Source organism: Actinomycetota bacterium (assembly GCA_018333515.1).
In the GTDB taxonomy this organism is placed as follows: domain Bacteria; phylum Actinomycetota; class Aquicultoria; order Aquicultorales; family Aquicultoraceae; genus Aquicultor.
Map to the genome: position 1 here is coordinate 158,712 of JAGXSZ010000030.1, position 17,794 is coordinate 176,505.

19 protein-coding genes, 1 tRNA gene and 1 riboswitch are annotated in these 17,794 nt (G+C 55.4%); of the genes, 18 read left to right on the top strand and 2 right to left on the bottom strand.

All coding sequences use genetic code 11. The features are described from left to right. The first annotated feature begins 20 nt into the window (after positions 1 to 20). From KGZ93_07910 to KGZ93_07945, 8 genes are all read left to right on the top strand, one after another. Entirely contained in the window at positions 21 to 1,292 is a 1,272-nt protein-coding gene (locus KGZ93_07910; protein MBS3909537.1) for an amidohydrolase family protein, read from the top strand. After that, on the top strand, positions 1,279 to 2,796 hold the full coding sequence (locus KGZ93_07915; protein ID MBS3909538.1) for a transglutaminase domain-containing protein: 1,518 nt from the start codon (positions 1,279 to 1,281) through the stop codon (positions 2,794 to 2,796). Before KGZ93_07910 ends, KGZ93_07915 begins: the two co-directional genes overlap by 14 nt. A 158-nt stretch (positions 2,797 to 2,954) precedes the next feature. Beyond that, positions 2,955 to 3,626 (top strand): BON domain-containing protein, encoded by a 672-nt coding sequence (locus KGZ93_07920; protein ID MBS3909539.1) that lies wholly within the window; start codon positions 2,955 to 2,957, stop codon positions 3,624 to 3,626. A 98-nt stretch (positions 3,627 to 3,724) separates the two neighbouring features. After that, complete coding sequence (locus KGZ93_07925) at positions 3,725 to 3,964, top strand: glutaredoxin family protein (GenBank protein ID MBS3909540.1); 240 nt, start codon at positions 3,725 to 3,727, stop codon at positions 3,962 to 3,964. A 16-nt stretch (positions 3,965 to 3,980) separates the two neighbouring features. Next, a complete protein-coding gene (locus KGZ93_07930; protein ID MBS3909541.1) occupies positions 3,981 to 4,895 on the top strand; it encodes an FAD-dependent oxidoreductase in 915 nt (304 codons plus the stop codon). A 317-nt stretch (positions 4,896 to 5,212) separates the two neighbouring features. After that, positions 5,213 to 5,473, top strand: coding sequence for a DnaJ domain-containing protein (locus KGZ93_07935; GenBank protein MBS3909542.1), 261 nt, complete (start codon positions 5,213 to 5,215; stop codon positions 5,471 to 5,473). A gap of 79 nt (positions 5,474 to 5,552) precedes the next feature. Beyond that, the gene (locus KGZ93_07940) at positions 5,553 to 6,347 is read left to right on the top strand and encodes an HAD family phosphatase (GenBank protein MBS3909543.1); all 795 of its coding nucleotides are present in this window, start codon (positions 5,553 to 5,555) and stop codon (positions 6,345 to 6,347) included. 235 nt (positions 6,348 to 6,582) lie between these two features. Then, positions 6,583 to 6,846 carry a hypothetical protein gene (locus tag KGZ93_07945; protein MBS3909544.1) on the top strand — a complete coding sequence of 88 codons (264 nt, stop codon included), beginning with the start codon at positions 6,583 to 6,585 and terminating at the stop codon, positions 6,844 to 6,846. A gap of 1 nt (position 6,847) precedes the next feature. Here KGZ93_07945 and KGZ93_07950 read toward each other — a convergent pair whose 3' ends face one another. Then, positions 6,848 to 7,294 (bottom strand): GAF domain-containing protein, encoded by a 447-nt coding sequence (locus tag KGZ93_07950; protein MBS3909545.1) that lies wholly within the window; start codon positions 7,292 to 7,294, stop codon positions 6,848 to 6,850. A 374-nt stretch (positions 7,295 to 7,668) separates the two neighbouring features. Between KGZ93_07950 and KGZ93_07955 the strand changes: the two genes are divergently transcribed. Next, positions 7,669 to 8,466 carry a thermonuclease family protein gene (locus tag KGZ93_07955; protein ID MBS3909546.1) on the top strand — a complete coding sequence of 266 codons (798 nt, stop codon included), beginning with the start codon at positions 7,669 to 7,671 and terminating at the stop codon, positions 8,464 to 8,466. A gap of 96 nt (positions 8,467 to 8,562) precedes the next feature. Here the strand turns inward: KGZ93_07955 and KGZ93_07960 are convergent. Further along, positions 8,563 to 8,646: transfer RNA gene (locus tag KGZ93_07960), tRNA-Leu, on the bottom strand. A 311-nt stretch (positions 8,647 to 8,957) separates the two neighbouring features. Here KGZ93_07960 and KGZ93_07965 point away from each other — a divergent pair. The 9 genes from KGZ93_07965 to cbiQ all read left to right on the top strand — a co-directional run bounded on the left by KGZ93_07965 (position 8,958) and on the right by cbiQ (position 17,785). After that, complete coding sequence (locus tag KGZ93_07965; protein ID MBS3909547.1) at positions 8,958 to 10,025, top strand: N-acetylmuramoyl-L-alanine amidase; 1,068 nt, start codon at positions 8,958 to 8,960, stop codon at positions 10,023 to 10,025. A 141-nt stretch (positions 10,026 to 10,166) separates the two neighbouring features. Then, positions 10,167 to 12,974, top strand: coding sequence for a cation-transporting P-type ATPase (locus KGZ93_07970; GenBank protein ID MBS3909548.1), 2,808 nt, complete (start codon positions 10,167 to 10,169; stop codon positions 12,972 to 12,974). 47 nt (positions 12,975 to 13,021) lie between these two features. After that, positions 13,022 to 13,675, top strand: a complete 654-nt coding sequence (locus tag KGZ93_07975; GenBank protein ID MBS3909549.1) for a TrkA family potassium uptake protein — start codon at positions 13,022 to 13,024, stop codon at positions 13,673 to 13,675. A gap of 10 nt (positions 13,676 to 13,685) precedes the next feature. Further along, the gene (locus KGZ93_07980) at positions 13,686 to 14,342 is read left to right on the top strand and encodes an NAD-binding protein (protein MBS3909550.1); all 657 of its coding nucleotides are present in this window, start codon (positions 13,686 to 13,688) and stop codon (positions 14,340 to 14,342) included. Between the two features lie 252 nt (positions 14,343 to 14,594). Beyond that, a complete protein-coding gene (locus KGZ93_07985) occupies positions 14,595 to 14,891 on the top strand; it encodes a helix-turn-helix domain-containing protein (GenBank protein ID MBS3909551.1) in 297 nt (98 codons plus the stop codon). 11 nt (positions 14,892 to 14,902) lie between these two features. Next, positions 14,903 to 15,415, top strand: coding sequence for an ImmA/IrrE family metallo-endopeptidase (locus KGZ93_07990; protein ID MBS3909552.1), 513 nt, complete (start codon positions 14,903 to 14,905; stop codon positions 15,413 to 15,415). Between the two features lie 124 nt (positions 15,416 to 15,539). Beyond that, positions 15,540 to 15,757: riboswitch (cobalamin riboswitch) on the top strand. Between the two features lie 154 nt (positions 15,758 to 15,911). Continuing rightward, positions 15,912 to 16,649 carry an energy-coupling factor ABC transporter permease gene (locus KGZ93_07995; protein MBS3909553.1) on the top strand — a complete coding sequence of 246 codons (738 nt, stop codon included), beginning with the start codon at positions 15,912 to 15,914 and terminating at the stop codon, positions 16,647 to 16,649. Continuing rightward, the gene (locus tag KGZ93_08000; GenBank protein MBS3909554.1) at positions 16,633 to 16,956 is read left to right on the top strand and encodes a cobalt ABC transporter permease; all 324 of its coding nucleotides are present in this window, start codon (positions 16,633 to 16,635) and stop codon (positions 16,954 to 16,956) included. Before KGZ93_07995 ends, KGZ93_08000 begins: the two co-directional genes overlap by 17 nt. A 43-nt stretch (positions 16,957 to 16,999) precedes the next feature. Then, on the top strand, positions 17,000 to 17,785 hold the full coding sequence (cbiQ, locus tag KGZ93_08005) for a cobalt ECF transporter T component CbiQ (protein ID MBS3909555.1): 786 nt from the start codon (positions 17,000 to 17,002) through the stop codon (positions 17,783 to 17,785). Positions 17,786 to 17,794: the final 9 nt, after the last annotated feature.

The window sequence follows — 17,794 nt, forward strand, 5'->3', positions numbered from 1 at the left end:
AAGTGGGCTATGCTTAAGATATGATTTACACAGCTGATTTGGTTCTCCCTATCACCGGCTCGCCCGTCGAGCATGGGGCGGTTCTGGTCAAAGACGGACGCGTTGTCACCGTCGGCGAACGCGCAAGCGTACTTAGAGAAAACCCCCGCGAAGAATTCCATGATTTTGGAGACGCTCTTCTCATGCCCGGCTTGGTCAACCTCCACGGTCATTTCGAGTGCGCTGACTTTGATTTTCTAGCCTCCGAGCCCGCGTCGTTCGCGCAGTGGCTCGGCGGAATAATCCAGGCGGGGCGCGGTATGGAACGAGACGACTGGTTGAGGGCGGCTCGAAAAGGGGTAGCCGACAGCCTGGCGGCGGGGATTACCTGCTCGGCCGAGATAACACGCTCGGGCGCGGGCCTGCAAGCCGCTTACGAGGCCGGTATGCCGGCGCTCATCTATCTCGAGGTCGTAGCGGTCGACGCCTCCAACCTAATGGAAAACGTCGTTGGCTTGCTTGAGCGTCTCAAAAGCTCGGAGCCGGTCGCCCAAGCCGGAGTGCAAAGGCTCGGCCTCTCGCCCCACTCCGCATATACCCTGACCGATGCGGCGCTCAAAGCGTGCGCCGACATCGCGCGGGAGTACGCCCTGCCGCTCAGCGTCCACCTGGCGGAAACCGCCGACGAGGTCGAACTCGTGCGAAGCGGCTCGGGCGCGCTTGCGCGGACGATTAGCGACCGGCTGGCGCTCGACGTGATAGCCGCGGGCGGTTCCGGCGGCACACCGGCCGAATTTCTGGATGGGCTGGGACTGGTCAACGATTCGCTCATCGCCGCGCATGGGGTGTGGTTAAACGATGACGATATAGCCCTGATGCGGCAGAAAGGCGCAACCGTCGCCGTCTGTCCGACCTCCAACGCGTTGCTAAATGTGGGTGAGGCGCCTATCGGAAGCTTTGTGGAGCACGGATTGAGCTTCGGCATCGGAACCGACAGCATCGCGAGCAACCCCTCCTTCGACCTCTTTGTCGAAGCCCGAAAGGTTGGCGCGATCTTTAAGAAACAGCACGGGGTGAGAAGTAGGCTCAGTTCGCGGAGACTCGTCGAGAAGCTGACTATCGAGGCGGCGCGCATTCTCGGGTTCGACGACGACCTCGGGAGCATCGAAGCGGGCAAGCGCGCCGACTTTATTGCCGTCGATGCGCCTGTGAGGCGTCACACAAACCCGTACGACCATCTTCTGGAGAGCGTAACCAAGTCCGATATTACCCACACTATTTTGGGCGGAGAAATCGTATATGAGAATCGGTAAAATCAAGATGGCGGCCAAAGCGGCGATACTCCTTATCGCGCTGTTGATATGGGCTGCGGCGGCGGGCTGCGTCAACCTGCCGGGCGGGGTCGGCTCCAAATTAAGCGATGATATAAAGGACGTCATCATGGCGGGCAACGGTGAGAGAGCCGCCTTGGAGACGAAGCCAAAGTCATATGCCGGCAGGGGAGAGCCTCAACCGGTCGACCCGGCAAGCTTGACCGTCCAGGCACCGGACTCCCACCAATTCGACCCGGCAACGGCCGGTGACAACGACCTGGTCACCGTTGATATGATTTACAACGTCAAAGTCTCTGGGGGCAATTCGGGCTCGCTCAAGCGGATGCTCGGAGCGGGCGGCCCCGGTGCGGTCGTCACAACGCTCATTCCAAAGACGATAGAGCATAAGCAGCTCGTTTTGGGGATGGATTTCTCCCGTGACCCCACCAGAATATATGACGTCGGGGACAATCGTTACGCCGAATTCACAGTCGAAGACCCACAAGAGGACTTCGATATTAGGATTCTAGTCACCCTTAAGCTCTTCAGGTATGACCTATCGACCGCGCGAGACTCCGGTCTGGCCGCGCCGTTAAGCGAAGCCGAGCGCGCCGCATACACCAAAGAAGAGCGGTTTATCGAGAAAGACCATCCTTCAATACGCGAGGCCGCCGAGCGAATCAACGGGATCGATGATGTCGATACCGTCAAGAAAATCCACGACTTCGTGGCTGAAAACCTCTCGTATGACAAGTCGAAAGCGGAAAAAGCGATGGCCAAAACGTATGGCGCCGCCCGCGCCCTTGAGATTAAAAGCGGTGTTTGCGTCGAGTATGCCGACCTCTTTATCGCGTTGTGCCGGGCCAAAGGGATTCCGGCCAAGTATGTTGGCGGTATTCCCACCGAAGGGGAGAGCCTCGGCAAAGGGCATGCTTGGGCCGAGGTATACCTGGCGAATCACGGCTGGGTTCCGTCTGACCCCACCTGGGGAGATACCGGCGCCGTTACCTTTGAAAAACTGCGCCCCTCCTATATCTATTTGACCGATGTCCGCCATGATGAGGTAATAAACCAATCCGACATCTTCACCTGCCGGTATGTCGGGCTCGAGGTCGATGTGGAGCATTCGCTCGCTATCGATTCGGCCCGGACGAAGTACATCGCCCAAGTGCGCGAGGAGGTCGACCGGGGTAAGGGCGAACTCGACCAGCTGAGCAAAGGTATCGATTCCTCGGCGGCGGCGGTCGTCGCGTCCCAGGCCGACCTGGACCGCCTTAACCGGCAGATAACGGACGCGCGCCGCAATCTCGACATACGCACCTTTTCGAGCCGGGCCGATTATGAACGCTCCGTCCAGGCGCACAACTCCTTGGTGGTTCTCTACAATGAGAAGATAGTCGCCCATAACGCAAAGGTCGCTTCGCACCAGGCTGAGGTGAACCGCTACGAAGCGAAGCGCGCCGAAGTCAACGCGTCGGTCAGCAATTACAACGATATCAAGTGAAAGCGCTCCTGTATGGAAGACGACACACTTCACAGACCGGCTATTCCCGTTGGAAACTATCTTTGCTCAGCACCGGTTCGATGTTTTCGGCGCGTCGAACACGGGTAGAATCACTCTACAACCAGGCAATATTAGTGGAGTGGGAGGTATCTCTCGATATGGCAAATATAGATCCTGTAATCGACGTGGAGCGCGCTTTGGCTTCGGATACGCGGATTGACCATACCAAAGTAGACGTAAACGCCGGCATCGAAGGCATTATCGTCATCGCCGGTCAGGTCGACACCTACAACGAGAAGGCGGTTGCCGAGGAAATCGCCGGCAGGGTGCGGGGCGTAAAAGATGTTATCAACAACATTACGGTCGTTCCGGCGATTACCAAGAGCGACGCGGATATCGCCGAAGACGTTAGAAGGAATCTCGAACTCGATACGTGGGTCGAAGACAAACACATCAGCGCCGAGACCATCGACGGTGTCGTATTTTTGCGCGGCACGATACGTTCGACGGTCGAGAAATTCGAGGCCGAAAACGACGCGCGATGGGTGGCGGGCGTCGTCGATGTCGTCAACCATCTTGTGGTCAAACCCGAGATGGGCGTTGCCGACGCCGAGATAGCCCGGGAGGTAAGAGGGGCGCTCATTAAAAACACACGCCTCGATTTGACCGAGATGGAAGTGGACGTCAACGAAGGAGTAGTGACGCTAACCGGAGAGGTTGCGAACTTCACGCAAAAGAAGATAGCGGAATACGTCGCATTCTCGGTGCGGGGCGTCGTCGATTTGCTCAACGAACTGCACGTGCGCGGCCTGCGCCGACCGGCGGCGTGAGGCTTTTCAAAGCCGATGCGCTTAGAGGTAGTCGAGAGTCGATGCGCTTAGCAATGGAAGCGGTCGATATTGGATCAATATTGGACATGGAGGTTTGAATGCCGGCGAATATCAAAGTGTACTCTACCCCGACCTGAGCGTATTGTTCGTTGCTCAAGAAGTTTCTCGAGGAAAAGAAGGTCGAATTCGAGGAAATCGACCTGGCGGCTGAACCTGACAGAGTAGGCGAGCTGGTGGAGGTTTCGGGCCAACTTGGGGTGCCGGTCACCGTAATCGACGGGCAGGCCATCGTCGGCTACGACCGGGCCAGGCTCGAAGCGGCTATCGCCGGGCTGTAAGGCTGGGGGGTTTGTTTTGAGAGATGTTGTGATAATCGGTGCGGGGCCGGCGGGGATGACCTCCGCTGTCTATGCCGCGCGCAAAAAAATGGATTGCGTCGTATACACGAATATCGTGGGAGGGCTTGCGATAAAGAGCGTCGGAATCGAAAACTATATGGGGTATCATCTGATCTCCGGCGTGGAACTCATGGCAAAATTCGAGGAACAGGTAGCGGAGTTTAATATCCCGATTGAGCATAAGACCGCCGAGAAAGTGACGAAAGAAGGAGAAAACTTCACCGTCCATCTCGACGGTGGCGAGGAAGTCCTGACAAAGACGGTCATTGTGGCGACCGGCAGGTCCCCCAGGAATCTTAAGATTCCTGGCGAGAAGGAGTTCGTCGGCAAAGGTGTAACATATTGTGCCACATGCGACGCCCCGCTCTTCGCCAAGATGGACGTCGCTGTAATCGGCGGCGGTAACGCCGCGCTCAGCTCGGTAGTGCAGCTTCTCGATATCGCGGGCAAGGTCTACGCGATATCCCAATACGGATGGAGCGCCGACCCGGTCCTCCAGGAGCGGGTGACGGACGCGAGCAACATCGAGATACTCAAGGGTTACGATATCATCGCAATCGAAGGGCGGAACTCGGTGGAGCGCCTAAAAATTAAGTCTCGAAAGATCGATGAGTTGCGCGAGCTCCCGGTGCGCGGCGTCTTTATCGAAATAGGGTCCGAACCGAACTCGGGTTTTGTCTCCGGTCTGGTCGAACTCAACGAGAAGCGGGAAATCGTCGTCGATTGCGGCAGCCGCACCAATGTCGCCGGCTTGTTTGCCGCCGGGGATGTCACGAATGTGCCGCAAAAGCAGATAATCGTCGCGGCGGGAGAGGGCGCCAAAGCCGCCCTCGCCGCCTTTGAATATCTTATCAGGCTAGAAGATAAATAGGTTCGTTCGTTATCTCGTGTAGACGAGCACGAAGATATAGAAGATGAGCGTCAGTGCCGATGCTATAAGCAGGCTCTTCCAAACAATGGGGTCTTCTTTTTTTATAAAGCTTCTGAGACCTTCGACTATGCGCATTTTATCCACCCTGTGTCGCTAATGTTTAAAGCCGCGCTCGGTTTGCCGCGTCCGGTTCTCTTCATTATACAGGATTGTTTTATTTTTGGTATAGTGTACTGGTCGGGATGGTGAAAAAGCTCTAGCCGTCGCTAGCGGCGTCGCACAAGCAAGGTAGGGATAAATTGCCGGATTATTATAGGATGTTAGAGGTAGACCCCGCGGCTTCTAAAGAGGTAATCGACAAAGCCTTTAAGGCTTTGTCGCAAAAGAAGCACCCGGACAAAGTTCCTCCCGAGGAGAAGCAAGACGCGGCGCGCGGGTGGTTGGAGATTCGCGACGCTTACGAGGTTCTCAAAGATGACGATAAGCGCGCCGCCTACGATGCCGCGAGAAAACGCGAGATACTCGACCTTTTTTTAAACGAGGGCGTAATCGGGCTGGCTAAGAAGTATTTACGATGAGGCCGACCGAGATGAGGCCGACCGGCAGGTTTGCGATGTGCGCCGTGTTTAGCATGCGCACTCAGAAAGGACAACCATTTTGGCTTACAAACTAGTGGCGCTGGACTTGGACGGCACTATGCTCGACGATGATAAAATCTTAAATCGCAATACGGTGGAGATGATTCGCGAAGTCAGCGAACGTGGCGTGAGGTTTACGATTGCCACCGGCAGGATGTCTCGCGGCGCTTTGCGTTACGCGGATGAGCTGGGCGTGGACACCCCGGTTATCACCTACAACGGCGCGATTATGCGGAGCATGTATTCAGATGAGGTATATCGCGAGTTAAAAGTCCCGGCTGAACAGGCGAGAGAAGCTTTGCGCCTATTGAGGGACGAACCCGTTTTGCGCTATGCGTTCCTCGGCGACGACGTCTTTACCGACACCGCCCATGATTGGACCGATAGGTATGCCGATTTACTCGGGGTCGATATACACCACGTCGCCGACGTACGGGAGTTGCTCGGTGAAGACCCGACGATGCTGGTGTTCATGGTTCCCTTGGGCAGGGCGCAAATACTGACGCAAACACTCAAGAGCGAACTAGACTCGCAGGTGAGGATAACCAATTCGGCGGACTGGTTCTTGGACGTGCTCCATCCTCAAGCTACGAAGGGGTTGGCGCTGGCGCAATTAGCCGAGCGCCTCGGCATCGAGAGGGAAGAGGTAATCGCCATCGGCGACAATATTAACGACCTCGAGATGGTCGAGTACGCCGGTCTCGGGGTGGCTGTGGCCAATGCCGCCGACGAGTTGAAGGCGATTGCCGATTACGTAACCGAAGCTCCCGTCAGCGAAGGCGTCGAGGAGGTCATCCGGCGCTTCATCATCTAGTAGATCATCGCACGTGTAATGAGTAGAGCCTGTCATTCTGAGGGAGGCTTTGGCCGACCGAAGAATCTCAGACTATGGCATAAGGCAACAGTTGAGATTCTTCGCTTCGCTCAGAATGACAAAGAAAAGCTCAGAATGACAACTCATAAAACGTGTGATGGAGTACTAGGCAGCCTCGATAATTCGCGATAATGAGCGACAAGGAGACCGGCATCCCGCTTGCGCCTGGTTGGTTTTGAGCGTAGAGTATGACTATGGCAGTTTCCACCGAATAGCGCAAGCGGGAGTTCTTAGAGCTGATAAGGCGAGTGTATCCGAGTCGGCCGCCGAGGCGGCAAAAGTAGGAGGGCTTTCTACGATTTATTCAAACTCGGACCCGCGGGAACTCGCCTCGGAGATGGTAAACATCGCAAAGGATTTCACCGGGAGCCGGCTCGAGGACGACATAGCGATTGTTGTCTTGAAGCTTGCAATCGACGGTGCGGGAGAGATTGGCTGAACTAGGTTTGGCGTGACATCGCTACTTCAAGCAGCGTGGCGGCGCGCCCCGCAAACGCCTCTATTGTTTCGACATCGGCTTGCGAAAAGTTTCGCGCTTTATCGATGCTCAGAGCGGTCATTGCGCCTACCAGATTACCGTTTACCAGTACCGGCGCGCTGGCAACAGACCTGGCCCCTACCTGAATCCATGCGGATATCGCTTTAGGGAACGACGTGTAGTCGTCGATAATCGTGGTTTTTTGCGTGGCGAGTACCATCCCCAGAACGTCAATACCCCTAGACACAGAGAGTTTTCCCATGTGGTCGGCTATATTGTAGAGCGCGCAGTAACCAATTGACTCATCACCGTTGACGACAGCAAAACCCGCCGCGTCGGTGCCAAGGCTCTGCGCCATGTTTTCGAGCAGTTCAGCGATTTGCGGCTCGATTTCCTTACACAACTTCATGAGCGCTTTACCATAACATGCCAAATATTAACAATATTAATCTACTTTCGATTCTACTCTATGGGCAAATGAAATACAAACTAGTTCGGCCGTAATTCTAATTATTTGGAACCTTTAAATGCGGGTCTATCTGATTGATAATATACGCTCTGCGCCGAACAATCGAGTATGGTATGCTGACAACTAAAGGCATCTAAACCCGGCCAATCGCTATATACGTTTGATGCGAATTAAAACACCAGGTCACTCTAGCTGGGCATTTTCGAGAGAGGAAACGTGCGCTTTGAAGATGCCCACAACTTTGCCCACTATATTCGAAAACTAATTCGCATCAGACGCTATATGCTGGAATCTATACCGGGAAAGAGGGCACGGTGAATAATCGAAAGAGTGTTTTTCGGCACGGCGCCATACATATTCTCATAATGTTGTTTGTCGTTGCGGCGGCTGGTTGTTTACCGGGCGGCAGCGATTTGAGCACCAAATCAAAGACGAGCGAAAATACGGCAGCCGGCGCCGAAGAAGTTGCGGATGACGCTCCGGGCGCGACGCAATCGACGGCACCCGCTTCTAAATCGGCATTGCGGATAGAAGAGCGCGGCGAGGTCATCCGGGTCATCGATGGTGATACGATTGAGGTTAGGTTAAGCGGCGGGCAGGTTAGAAGAGTCCGCTATATCGGGATAGACACGCCGGAGCGGTTCGAGGACCTCTACGCCGAGGCGACACGAGCGAACGCCGGGCTGGCCGACGGCAAAGCAGTAAGTCTTGTCAAGGATGTCAGTGAGACCGACAGGTATGGGAGGCTCCTACGTTACGTCTATGTCGGCGAGACTTTTATCAATGCGGAGCTGGTGCGGCAAGGCTACGCGGCGGCCGCGACCTATCCGCCGGATGTCGAATACGCGGACTATTTTGTGAAGTTGGCGGCTGAAGCGCGAGAAAAAGGCGTTGGCCTGTGGTCGGGCGAGACCGGTCGCGCTCCGCCCGAAACCAGCTTTAAACGGCCGCAAGTTAAATCACCCGGCGCCTACATCGGCAACAGGAATAGCAAAAAGTTTCACCTCCCGTCGTGCCGGGTGCTTCCCGCGCCACACAACCAGGTGCCGTTTAAGAGCAGGGGCGAGGCGGTGCGGGCGGGTTATGTTCCTTGCGGCAACTGCAACCCTTAATAGAGAGTTCGACTCCGGGGTTTACCACGAGTGCTTTACTAACATGCGGGCCGATGTCTACAAAAAAACCCGCGAGATATCTCGCGGGTTTTTCGGTGTCCGAGACTGGACTTGAACCAGCACGGTATTGCTACCACTAGGCCCTCAACCTAGCGCGTCTACCAATTCCGCCACTCGGACTAATCGCACCAAACATAAGGCTTGGCAGCCACGTTTATGCAGAAGTAATTATATCATTTCACGGTTGCCTGTCAATCGCACCGCGCGGCGCGCCCTTACTTGCCTACTAAGAATTTACAGTACCCGAGGCGCGCTCAAGGAGGCATCATATACGCTCGCCCTATAGGCAAGATTACGGTTGCGCTTGCATGTCATCGACCCCCGTTCTAATATCGAATTAAAGAAAGTCCTGATAAAGACTGGAGAAAAAGCCCGGTTCGTGCCGATAATAGCATTATTATCAGCCTCAAGGCTGGAAGGATTTGGCAGTAATGGTTGGGTCGGTATTCTTTAAAAACAATAGGTTCAGATTGTTTGCGATAGTCGGCATAGCTGTCCTCGTTCTTATCGCGGCGTCATTAACCGCCTATGGTTATCTCAAATCAAAAAACGCACCCGAGACCTCGACTACCCGGGATACACCCGCGCTGGTCGGGCGTGGATTCATAAAAGCACAGAATACGGCGGAGGAGCAGGGTTTAAAGATTAAAATCGACCGATGGGTAGAGAGTAAAGTCTATCCCAAAAACTATATAGTGACTCAAAAACCGCTTCCCGGGCATCCTATCGAGAAGGGCGCCAAGATCACGGTCAAAGTAAGCGGCGGCGCGAGTTATGCTGAAAACGGTAAGGCCAACAAGGGAGCTGCCGTTGCCGAAGACGTCAAACCGCTTCCGACACCGCCGATTCAGCCCGCAAACAAAATGGAAGGAAAAGTAGTAGTCATCGACCCCGGCCATCAGCGCAAAGCCAATCTGGAGCGCGAACCTATCGGTCCTGGAGCGACGGCAACCAAAGCTAAAGTCCAGAGTGGGACTTCAGGTATAGACTCAAAAACTCCGGAATACAAGATTACCCTTGCCGTAGCCGAGAAGTTAAAGTCACGCCTCGAATCGTACGGCGTCAAGGTCGTCATGACGAGAGAGACTCACGATGTCGACATAAGTAACAGCCGGCGCGCCGACGTCGCAAACCGCAACGAGGCGGACCTCTTCGTCAGAATCCATGCGGACGGCGCGACCGACCCCGAAATGCATGGGATATCGACACTCTACCCGGCGCAAACCGGCTGGACCGCTTCGATCAGCGAGGAGAGCCTGAAAGCGGCGCGGTTCGTACAGCATAGTGTCGTCAAAACGACTTGGGGCAAAGACAACGGCACCGTGGCCCGCGAGGATCTCAGCGGGTTTAACTGGTCGAAAGTTCCGGTTATCCTGGTCGAGACCGGTTTCATGAGCAACCCTAAAGAAGACGCGCTCTTAAACGACCCCGGCTACCAAGGCAAGCTTGCCGACGGAATAGCAAAAGGCATCGCCGATTACCTCAGAGCGGCCGGTTAGAATTACCGTGTCCCGCTTTCCAGTCATGCGAACTTAAGCAAGCTAAACCCGGCATTGCGTTGCTCGTAATATTCTCTGGCTAACCGCGTTTGGGTACATATTGGATGAAGAATTCGATCGATTATCAACGCCGCGGTAGCCATGGAAATCCAGCGACTGAGCAGCACCGAAGTCTATACGCAGCTCGCTTCCGAGCCGCGCGGTCTCAGTGACCGTGAGGCACGCTTGCGCCTGGAACGTTATGGCCCAAACGAGATCCGAGAAATAAAAGGCCCACCGCTAATCAATAAGTTTTTGGCAAATTTCTATCATCTTTTTGCTATTTTACTTTGGGTCGGCGCCGGTCTCTCGTTTGCCGCCGGTCTACCGGAGCTTGGCTGGGCCATCATCGCTGTCATCATCATCAACGCGCTCTTTAGTTTTTGGCAGGAATACAAGGCTGAGAAGGCGACCGAAGCACTTAAGAGACTGCTGCCCAGCTATTCCAAGGTGATGAGGGAGGGTGAGGTCAAGGAGCTTCCGGCGACGGACTTGGTCCCGGGCGACGTTTTGGTGCTTGAGGAGGGAGACAACGTATCCGCTGACGCGCGGCTGGTTCAGGCCTTTGAGATGCGCACGATAAACGCGACGCTGACCGGGGAATCGGCCCCGGTCAGGAGGACGAGCGCACCAATCCCCAGGCCGGATATCGCACTTGTCCAATCGTCGAATATCGTCTTCGCAGGGACTAACGTCGCGACCGGCTCCGGACGAGCAGTAGTATATGCGACCGGCGACGCTACCGAATTCGGCAAAATCGCGGGCTTGACCCAGCGGATAGCGGAGGAACTCAGCCCGCTCCAAAAGGAGATGGTCTTCGTCACCAGGGTCGTAGCCGTACTCGCCGTAGGGCTCGGCACCCTCTTTTTCGTGCTCGGCAGCGAGTTTGCCGGGCTTTCGATGCCTGTGGCATTGTTGTTCGCAATCGGCATCATCGTTGCCAACGTCCCGGAGGGGTTGCTGCCGACGGTGACGTTATCGCTCGCGTTCGGGGTGGAACGGATGGCAAAGAAGAACGCTCTCATCAAGAAACTCTCTTCCGTCGAGACGCTCGGCTCCACGACGGTCATCTGCACCGACAAAACGGGCACCCTGACCCAGAACGAGATGACGGTTCGGGAGTTCTGGGTCGATGGCCAGGTGATAACGGTCGGGGGTGCGGGATATGAGCCGGTCGGTGAGTTCAGCGCCGATGGCAGGGTCTTAACGGGGGTCCAGTTGGACAGTTGGGCCGAGTTCTTCCGTTCGGCGCTCCTTTGCACGACGTCCCGGCTCGTCGCACCCACGCCCGATGAGCGCGCTTGGAGGGCGATAGGCGACCCGACCGAGGCCGCGCTCCTGGTCGTCGCGGAGAAAGCCGGCCTTGATATCGATGTGGAGTTCAGCGCGTCCCCGCGCATCTACCTACTGCCCTTCGAGTCGGCGCGCAAGCGGATGTCGAGTATCCACGGATATGATTCCAGACGCATCGCCCACGTCAAAGGCTCACCCAAAGAGATACTTCAGCTTTCGGCCAAAGTCATGCTAAGCGGAGAGGCCGTTAATATTACTAGCGAGCTTAGAGAGCAGTTGGAAGAGCGTATCGACGACTTCGCCCGCCGGGGATTGCGTGTGCTCGCTATCGCCCGGCGCGATTTAGCACCCGACATAAGCTCGTATAGCGCCGACGCCGTCGAACACGACCTCGTCTTTCTCGGGCTGATGGCGATGCTCGACCCGCCGCGACCCGAAGTCGAAAACGCGGTCAAGCTGGCTCACCGGGCCGGGATAAAGATCATCATGATAACAGGCGATTATGGACTGACCGCGGAATCGATAGCGCGCAAAATCGGAATCATCGAAGGGCCGGCGACGGTTGTCAGTGGTCCCGATTTAGATGGGATGCCGGACGACCGGCTTCAGGATGTCGTCGCGCTGGAGAACGTGATATTCGCGCGCGTTGCTTCGGAGCACAAAATGCGCATTGTCGAAGCCCTCCGGTCGCGCGGCGAAATCGTCGCCGTGACCGGGGACGGCGTCAACGACGCCCCGGCTTTAAAGAGGGCGGATATCGGAATCGCCATGGGTGTCAGCGGCACGGATGTAGCGCGAGAGGCGGCGGATATGGTGCTCACCGATGACAATTTCGCAAGTATCGTCAGCGCGATAGAAGAAGGCAGGGTGGTGTATGATAATATTCGACGCTTCATTACTTATATCTTCGCCAGTAACATACCCGAGATCGTCCCTTTTATCCTTTTTGTGATGCTCGGTATTCCTTTGCCCCTGACCATCCTGCAAATACTCGCAATCGATCTGGGAACCGACATCGCCCCGGCGCTGGCGCTCGGCTCGGAGCCGCCCGAACCGGACGTGATGGACCGCCCGCCCCGCCCGAGAAACAAACGGCTTTTGGATATACCGCTTATAACCAGGGCATACTTATTTCTCGGCCCGATCGAGGCGGCCGCCGGCATGGCTGGATATTACTTCATCTATTACCAGAATGGCTGGCGTCCGGGCGAGACTCTCGCCGCCTCGGGCGAGGTCTATATCCTCGCGACGACGATGGTCCTGGCGTCCATAGTCACCATGCAAATCGGTAACGGGTTTGCGGTCAGAAGCGAACGGGCCTCTATTATAAAAAAAGGATTTCTCACAAACAAGTTCTATTTGTGGGGTATCGTAAGCGAGCTGGTTTTCATATCACTCATCGTTTACGTGCCCTTTCTTCAACGAATTTTCCACACGGCTGCGCTCCGTTCTACCGACTGGCTCTTTCTGTTCTTGCTTACTCCGACCATATTGCTCGCGGATGAGATAAGGAAATGGATTGTGCGGCGCAGGCGCGTGTTCGGTCGGGGAGGCGGGCATGGAACGACTGGACCAGCGATGCGGGCGCGCGGCGGCCCTAAGCGACGCGCGGCTTAATAACTTTAAAGCATAAAGGGGAATAAAAAATATAAGAGGTGTTTGACATGCACATCATCATTACAGGTTGCGGGCGTCTCGGGTCCGAGTCGGCAAATTCGCTCGCTATGAATGGCCATGAAATAGTTGTTATAGACCGGGATGCCAAAGCTTTCGAGCGCCTGGCGAAATCGTTTTCAGGTGAGCGAATACTTGGCCATGCCATCGACCAGCGCACACTAGAAAAAGCGGCCATCGATACGGCGGACGCATTCATAGCCGTGACGGGCGACGATAATCTCAACATCGTCTCCGCCCGGATTGCGCGGGAGACATACTCTGTGCCTCGCGTTGTCTCGCGGATTCTCGATCCCGTGCGCGCTAACATATTCGCGCACCTTGGCGTTTCGACCATCTCAACAACGGCATGGGCGGCGAACAGGATCAAAGAGCTGATAACGCATCGTGCCCTCGACGTGCAGTTGTCTTTCGGAAGCGGGGAGGTCGAGCTGGTTAGGGTAGCGGTTCCGGTCGGCCTCTTCGGCAAGACGATAGAGAGCATCACCATACCCGGTGAGCTAAGCGTCGCGGTTATCACCCGCCATGGCCGCTCGTTTATTCCGGCACCGGGTGCGAGCTTTGAGCAAGGAGATATAGCCGAGGTGCTTGTCAGCGCGTTTGCGATTGGCAAGCTTGAGGAATTTATTAGCGCCGTAGTGTAGGAGGCAAGCGATGTATATCCTGATTGCGGGAGCCGGACAAGTCGGGCGATTTCTCGCGCTTAACCTCAAAGATACTTATAGAATCGGCCTCATCGACCTGGACGAGGCTAATTTCGAAACTGTTAAGAACATGCCAAATATCGCAATCTACGCGGGAGACGCGACGTCGCCCGCGGACCTCGAAACCGCGGGCATACTCAGGGCCGACATAGTCGTCGCCGTCACCGGAGACGACGAGGACAACCTGGTCATATCACAACTTGCCAAAGAGGTCTATAAAATCCCGCGCGTAATCGGCAGGATAAACGACCCCCGAAACCAGTGGCTTTTTACGAGAAGATGGGGAGTTGACGTAGCGGTAAGCAGCCCCCAAATAATCCTCCAATTGATATCGGAAGAGCTATCCCTAAGCGATGTGCTTACGCTGTTAAAATTGAAGGTCGGCGAACTATCGCTCGTAGAAGTGACGGTCGGTCCGGACTCACCGGCACACGATAAAAAGATCAAGAGCATAGGCTTTCCGAGAAACGCGGTCGCGGTCGCTATCTTGCGCGACACAACCGTGATAGTGCCGCATGGAGAGACGACCATAAGGGCTGGAGACAGCGTTTTGCTCGTTACCCGCCCCGAACTAGAGCAAGATATTCGAAGAATCTTCGTCGGCTAAAACCCTCTTTCGATTAATAAATAAACAAACGGTTGCAAAGCAACCTACCTCCTGTTATAGTTGTGACGTCAAAAATGCACAATAAGTGCATGAGTAAAAACGCGGCAAATATTCTAAACATGCTGGTAGAATTTGCCGATAACATCGTTACGAAAGCATGGCGGTGAACATACCGCACTCGTTGTAAAGGACTCTGAAATGTATGAGCAAGATGTAGGCTGGCGACTCAGACACGTTAGGGAGAGCCGAGATTTGAGCCGCAAAGATATCGAGATCTCAACGAAGGGTGAGTTCAAGGAATCGATACTCGCCATGTATGAGAACGGGAGGCGTAGAATTCCCATGCCGCGCCTGAAGCAGCTTGCCGATTTTTATGGCATCTCTGTCGCTTGGCTTATGGGCGAGGCAACCGCACAGAGCAACGATGAGAAGGTCAACATCGAAGCGTTGCTCATGGCGGACCCGAGTTTCTCCGCCGACGAGCGGCGGCTCATGCTCGACGTGCTCGAGATTATAAAAGCGAAACGTAGGGCCGAAGGTAAAGAGTAAGGCGGTGCCCCATGCCCATCTACACACACAACCACATCAAAGAACAGGCCAACAACCTGATAAAAGAGTGCAACATCACACAACTCCCGGTCGACGTGCGCGGGATAGCGCAACGGCTGGGCATCGAGGTTGTCGAGATGTCGAACGATAGCTGGTTTTACGGTATGCTTACGCGATACCACGACGATTTCTATATTATAATAAACAAGATGATGCCCGAGAGCCGCAAGCGATTTACTATCGCCCATGAGCTTGGGCACTACAGACTCCACATCGATGATCTTGCCTACCAGAGAAGTGCGGACAAAGACCACTATCACAGGGAGGCCGATGTCTTCGCGCTGGAGCTTTGTATCCCCACATCGTTATTGAAACAAGAAGCCCGCAGTTGGTTTAACGACCACAAGTTCTTGGCCGACCTCTTTAATGTCAGCGAAGTCTTGATGGTCAAGAAGATGGAAGACCTCGAACTTATACCGAAAGGCAAGTACAACTGGGATTACGTCCAGTGGAAGGCCGTCTAAGAGCGACGCTCTCTCTCTTTGCTTAAACATACGATGGTGTGCCGAAGCCAACAGTACCCGCTAGCCCTGCCAACTGGGGCGCGATATTATTTGCGCATGCCGATGCGCTATGGTAAACTGTCGCCAAATCATATACGTCCCAGGTGACGTGCGACCGACATAAAGAATGGTCAGCGTAGAATAGGGAAGCTGGTGAAAGTCCAGCGCGAGCCCGTCACTGTAATCGGGGAGCGAACCATAGAGTGCCACCGGCAAGAGCGGGGTGAAATCCGCAAAGGCCGGGAAGGCGTGGCAAGCGAAGATCCGGAAGCCAGGAGACCTGCCTGGGACATGCAAGGGAGACCACTTCCGAGGCCGGAGTGGGCTGGTAAGCCTTGGTCGATAATGGCCGGGCTTTTTTTGTGTGGTTGGTGAGTCCTCGTTTTCAGCAGCCGCTCATATATCAAAGGGGGTCAAAGTGAAACGTTTAGCAGCGGTTCTTACGTTGTCGGTCGCGATGCTCGGCATGGGCGCCGCTCCCGCGTACGCCATGCATATCGCGGAAGGCATACTCCCGCTTTCGTGGGCCGGAGTATGGTATTTGGTCGCTCTCCCGTTCGTCGTCTACGGGGTTCGGGAGATGCGTCGAAAGAGCCGGAGCATGCCGGCGTACCTGCCTCTTATGGGGATGATGTCGGCGGCGGTCTTTATCATATCGGCGATGCCGATACCGGTGCCCTCGGCCGGCACTTGCTCACACCCCGCCGGCACGGGTTTGGCCGCCATCATCATCGGGCCTTTTGCTACCGTTATCGCGACCTCGGTCGCGCTCCTGATACAGGCTCTGTTTCTCGCGCACGGCGGCATCACCACCTGGGGAGCGGATATTCTGTCGATGGGCGTCGCCGGGTCGTTCTCGGGGTTTCTTGTCTTTAAGTTATTGGTGCGTCTTAAGGCGCCGCTGACCGTCGCCGCTTTTTCCGCGGGGGTCATCGCTGATTGGGCGACGTATACGACGACCGCGCTCGAGTTGGCGCTGGGCTTGGGCAGCTTACAGGGTTTTGCCGGCATGTTCAAGGCCATTCTTATCGCCTTTATTCCAACGCAACTGCCCATAGGAATCTTGGAAGGCTTCGCGGCGGCCGGTTTCTTCGCCTTCATGTTGAGCAGGAGACCGGATATTTTGGTCAAGCTCGGCATTATCGACCAAGCGCCGCAAACGGGAAGGGGGATTCCTCATGAGCGGGCAGTTTAGTCGTTTTACGGGTTGGGTTTGGCGCGCGCTCTGCTTCGCGGCGTTTGCGCTTGCCGCAGGCCCGTTCACCGGGCAGGCGTTCGCCGGCGAATGGTCGGGTGTAGATGAGACCGTCGTCGAGCACTACGCGGAACAGGCCGGACGGTCCGCGCGGACGCCTTTTATCAACACCGACCAGGGAGACCTGCTACTATTTGTGTTTTTGCTCGCAGGCACCATAGGGGGGTTTATCATGGGCTACTATTGGCGGGTTGTCTTTAAGGGTGCCGCTAAAGACCCGGAGGCGGATGGGAACAAGTCTGATTAGAGGCTAGGGCTCGGCATGGTCAAATGCGAGCCGGAGAATATATATGCGAAGGCACAATGTCGAGATTTTCTCGGATTATTTTGCGCAAAGAAGCAATGTTTTGACGGCGATAGACGCGAGGGTGAAGTTGCTTTTCGTCCTTGCCGTTCTCGCGCTTGTCCTGGTCAGCAAGGACTTGCCGATATTTATGGCCGTTATCTTCGCGTCTTGGGGCGCCCTCGTTATGATAGGGATTCCGCCCAAGATGGTGTTGGCGCGCCTTGCCGCTCCGTTTTTTATGGCCGGCGTGATACTTCTCCTGCAGGGGTTGTTCTTTGGTGAGACGCCGCTCTACACTTTGGAGGCCGTGGGTTTTTCGGTTCCCTTCTACCGGGAGGGTATCGAAAAAGGGACATTGATCGCGGGCCGGGTGCTCGCCGGGACATCGTCGATTATTTTTATAAGTATGACCACACCGCTCCACAAAATATTGGCCGCGCTCAAGTTTTTAAGGGTTTCCGAGGAATGGCTGGCCGTTCTCGCGTTCGCTTACCGTTATATTTTCGTCTTTATCGAGGAAGCGCAGAGCATTATGGACTCGCAGCGCCTTCGCCTCGGCTACCGGGGTCTCTCGACCGGATTGAGGTCTTGGGGCACGCTGGTAGGGTCGCTCTTTGCCCGCGTCTTCGACCAAGCCCAAGCGACGCACGACGCAATGGTTCTTCGGGGCTACAACGGGGCTATTTACATCGAAAGGCCGCAAAGACTACGAAGAAGCGATTTGAGTGCGGGCGCTTTGTTCTTATCGTTCTTTCTTTTATTGTCGGCGCTCGATTTTTACTGGGGGTAACGGTTGTCA

Coding starts and splice junctions, on each gene's coding strand:
- cbiQ (MBS3909555.1), top strand. CDS start 17,000: ATGCGAAGGCACAATGTCGAGATTTTCTCGGATTATTTTGCGCAAAGA.
- KGZ93_07915 (MBS3909538.1), top strand. CDS start 1,279: ATGAGAATCGGTAAAATCAAGATGGCGGCCAAAGCGGCGATACTCCTT.
- KGZ93_08000 (MBS3909554.1), top strand. CDS start 16,633: ATGAGCGGGCAGTTTAGTCGTTTTACGGGTTGGGTTTGGCGCGCGCTC.
- KGZ93_07990 (MBS3909552.1), top strand. CDS start 14,903: ATGCCCATCTACACACACAACCACATCAAAGAACAGGCCAACAACCTG.
- KGZ93_07975 (MBS3909549.1), top strand. CDS start 13,022: ATGCACATCATCATTACAGGTTGCGGGCGTCTCGGGTCCGAGTCGGCA.
- KGZ93_07920 (MBS3909539.1), top strand. CDS start 2,955: ATGGCAAATATAGATCCTGTAATCGACGTGGAGCGCGCTTTGGCTTCG.
- KGZ93_07970 (MBS3909548.1), top strand. CDS start 10,167: ATGGAAATCCAGCGACTGAGCAGCACCGAAGTCTATACGCAGCTCGCT.
- KGZ93_07995 (MBS3909553.1), top strand. CDS start 15,912: ATGCTCGGCATGGGCGCCGCTCCCGCGTACGCCATGCATATCGCGGAA.
- KGZ93_07965 (MBS3909547.1), top strand. CDS start 8,958: ATGGTTGGGTCGGTATTCTTTAAAAACAATAGGTTCAGATTGTTTGCG.
- KGZ93_07950 (MBS3909545.1), bottom strand. CDS start 7,294: ATGAAGTTGTGTAAGGAAATCGAGCCGCAAATCGCTGAACTGCTCGAA.
- KGZ93_07980 (MBS3909550.1), top strand. CDS start 13,686: ATGTATATCCTGATTGCGGGAGCCGGACAAGTCGGGCGATTTCTCGCG.
- KGZ93_07910 (MBS3909537.1), top strand. CDS start 21: ATGATTTACACAGCTGATTTGGTTCTCCCTATCACCGGCTCGCCCGTC.
- KGZ93_07935 (MBS3909542.1), top strand. CDS start 5,213: ATGTTAGAGGTAGACCCCGCGGCTTCTAAAGAGGTAATCGACAAAGCC.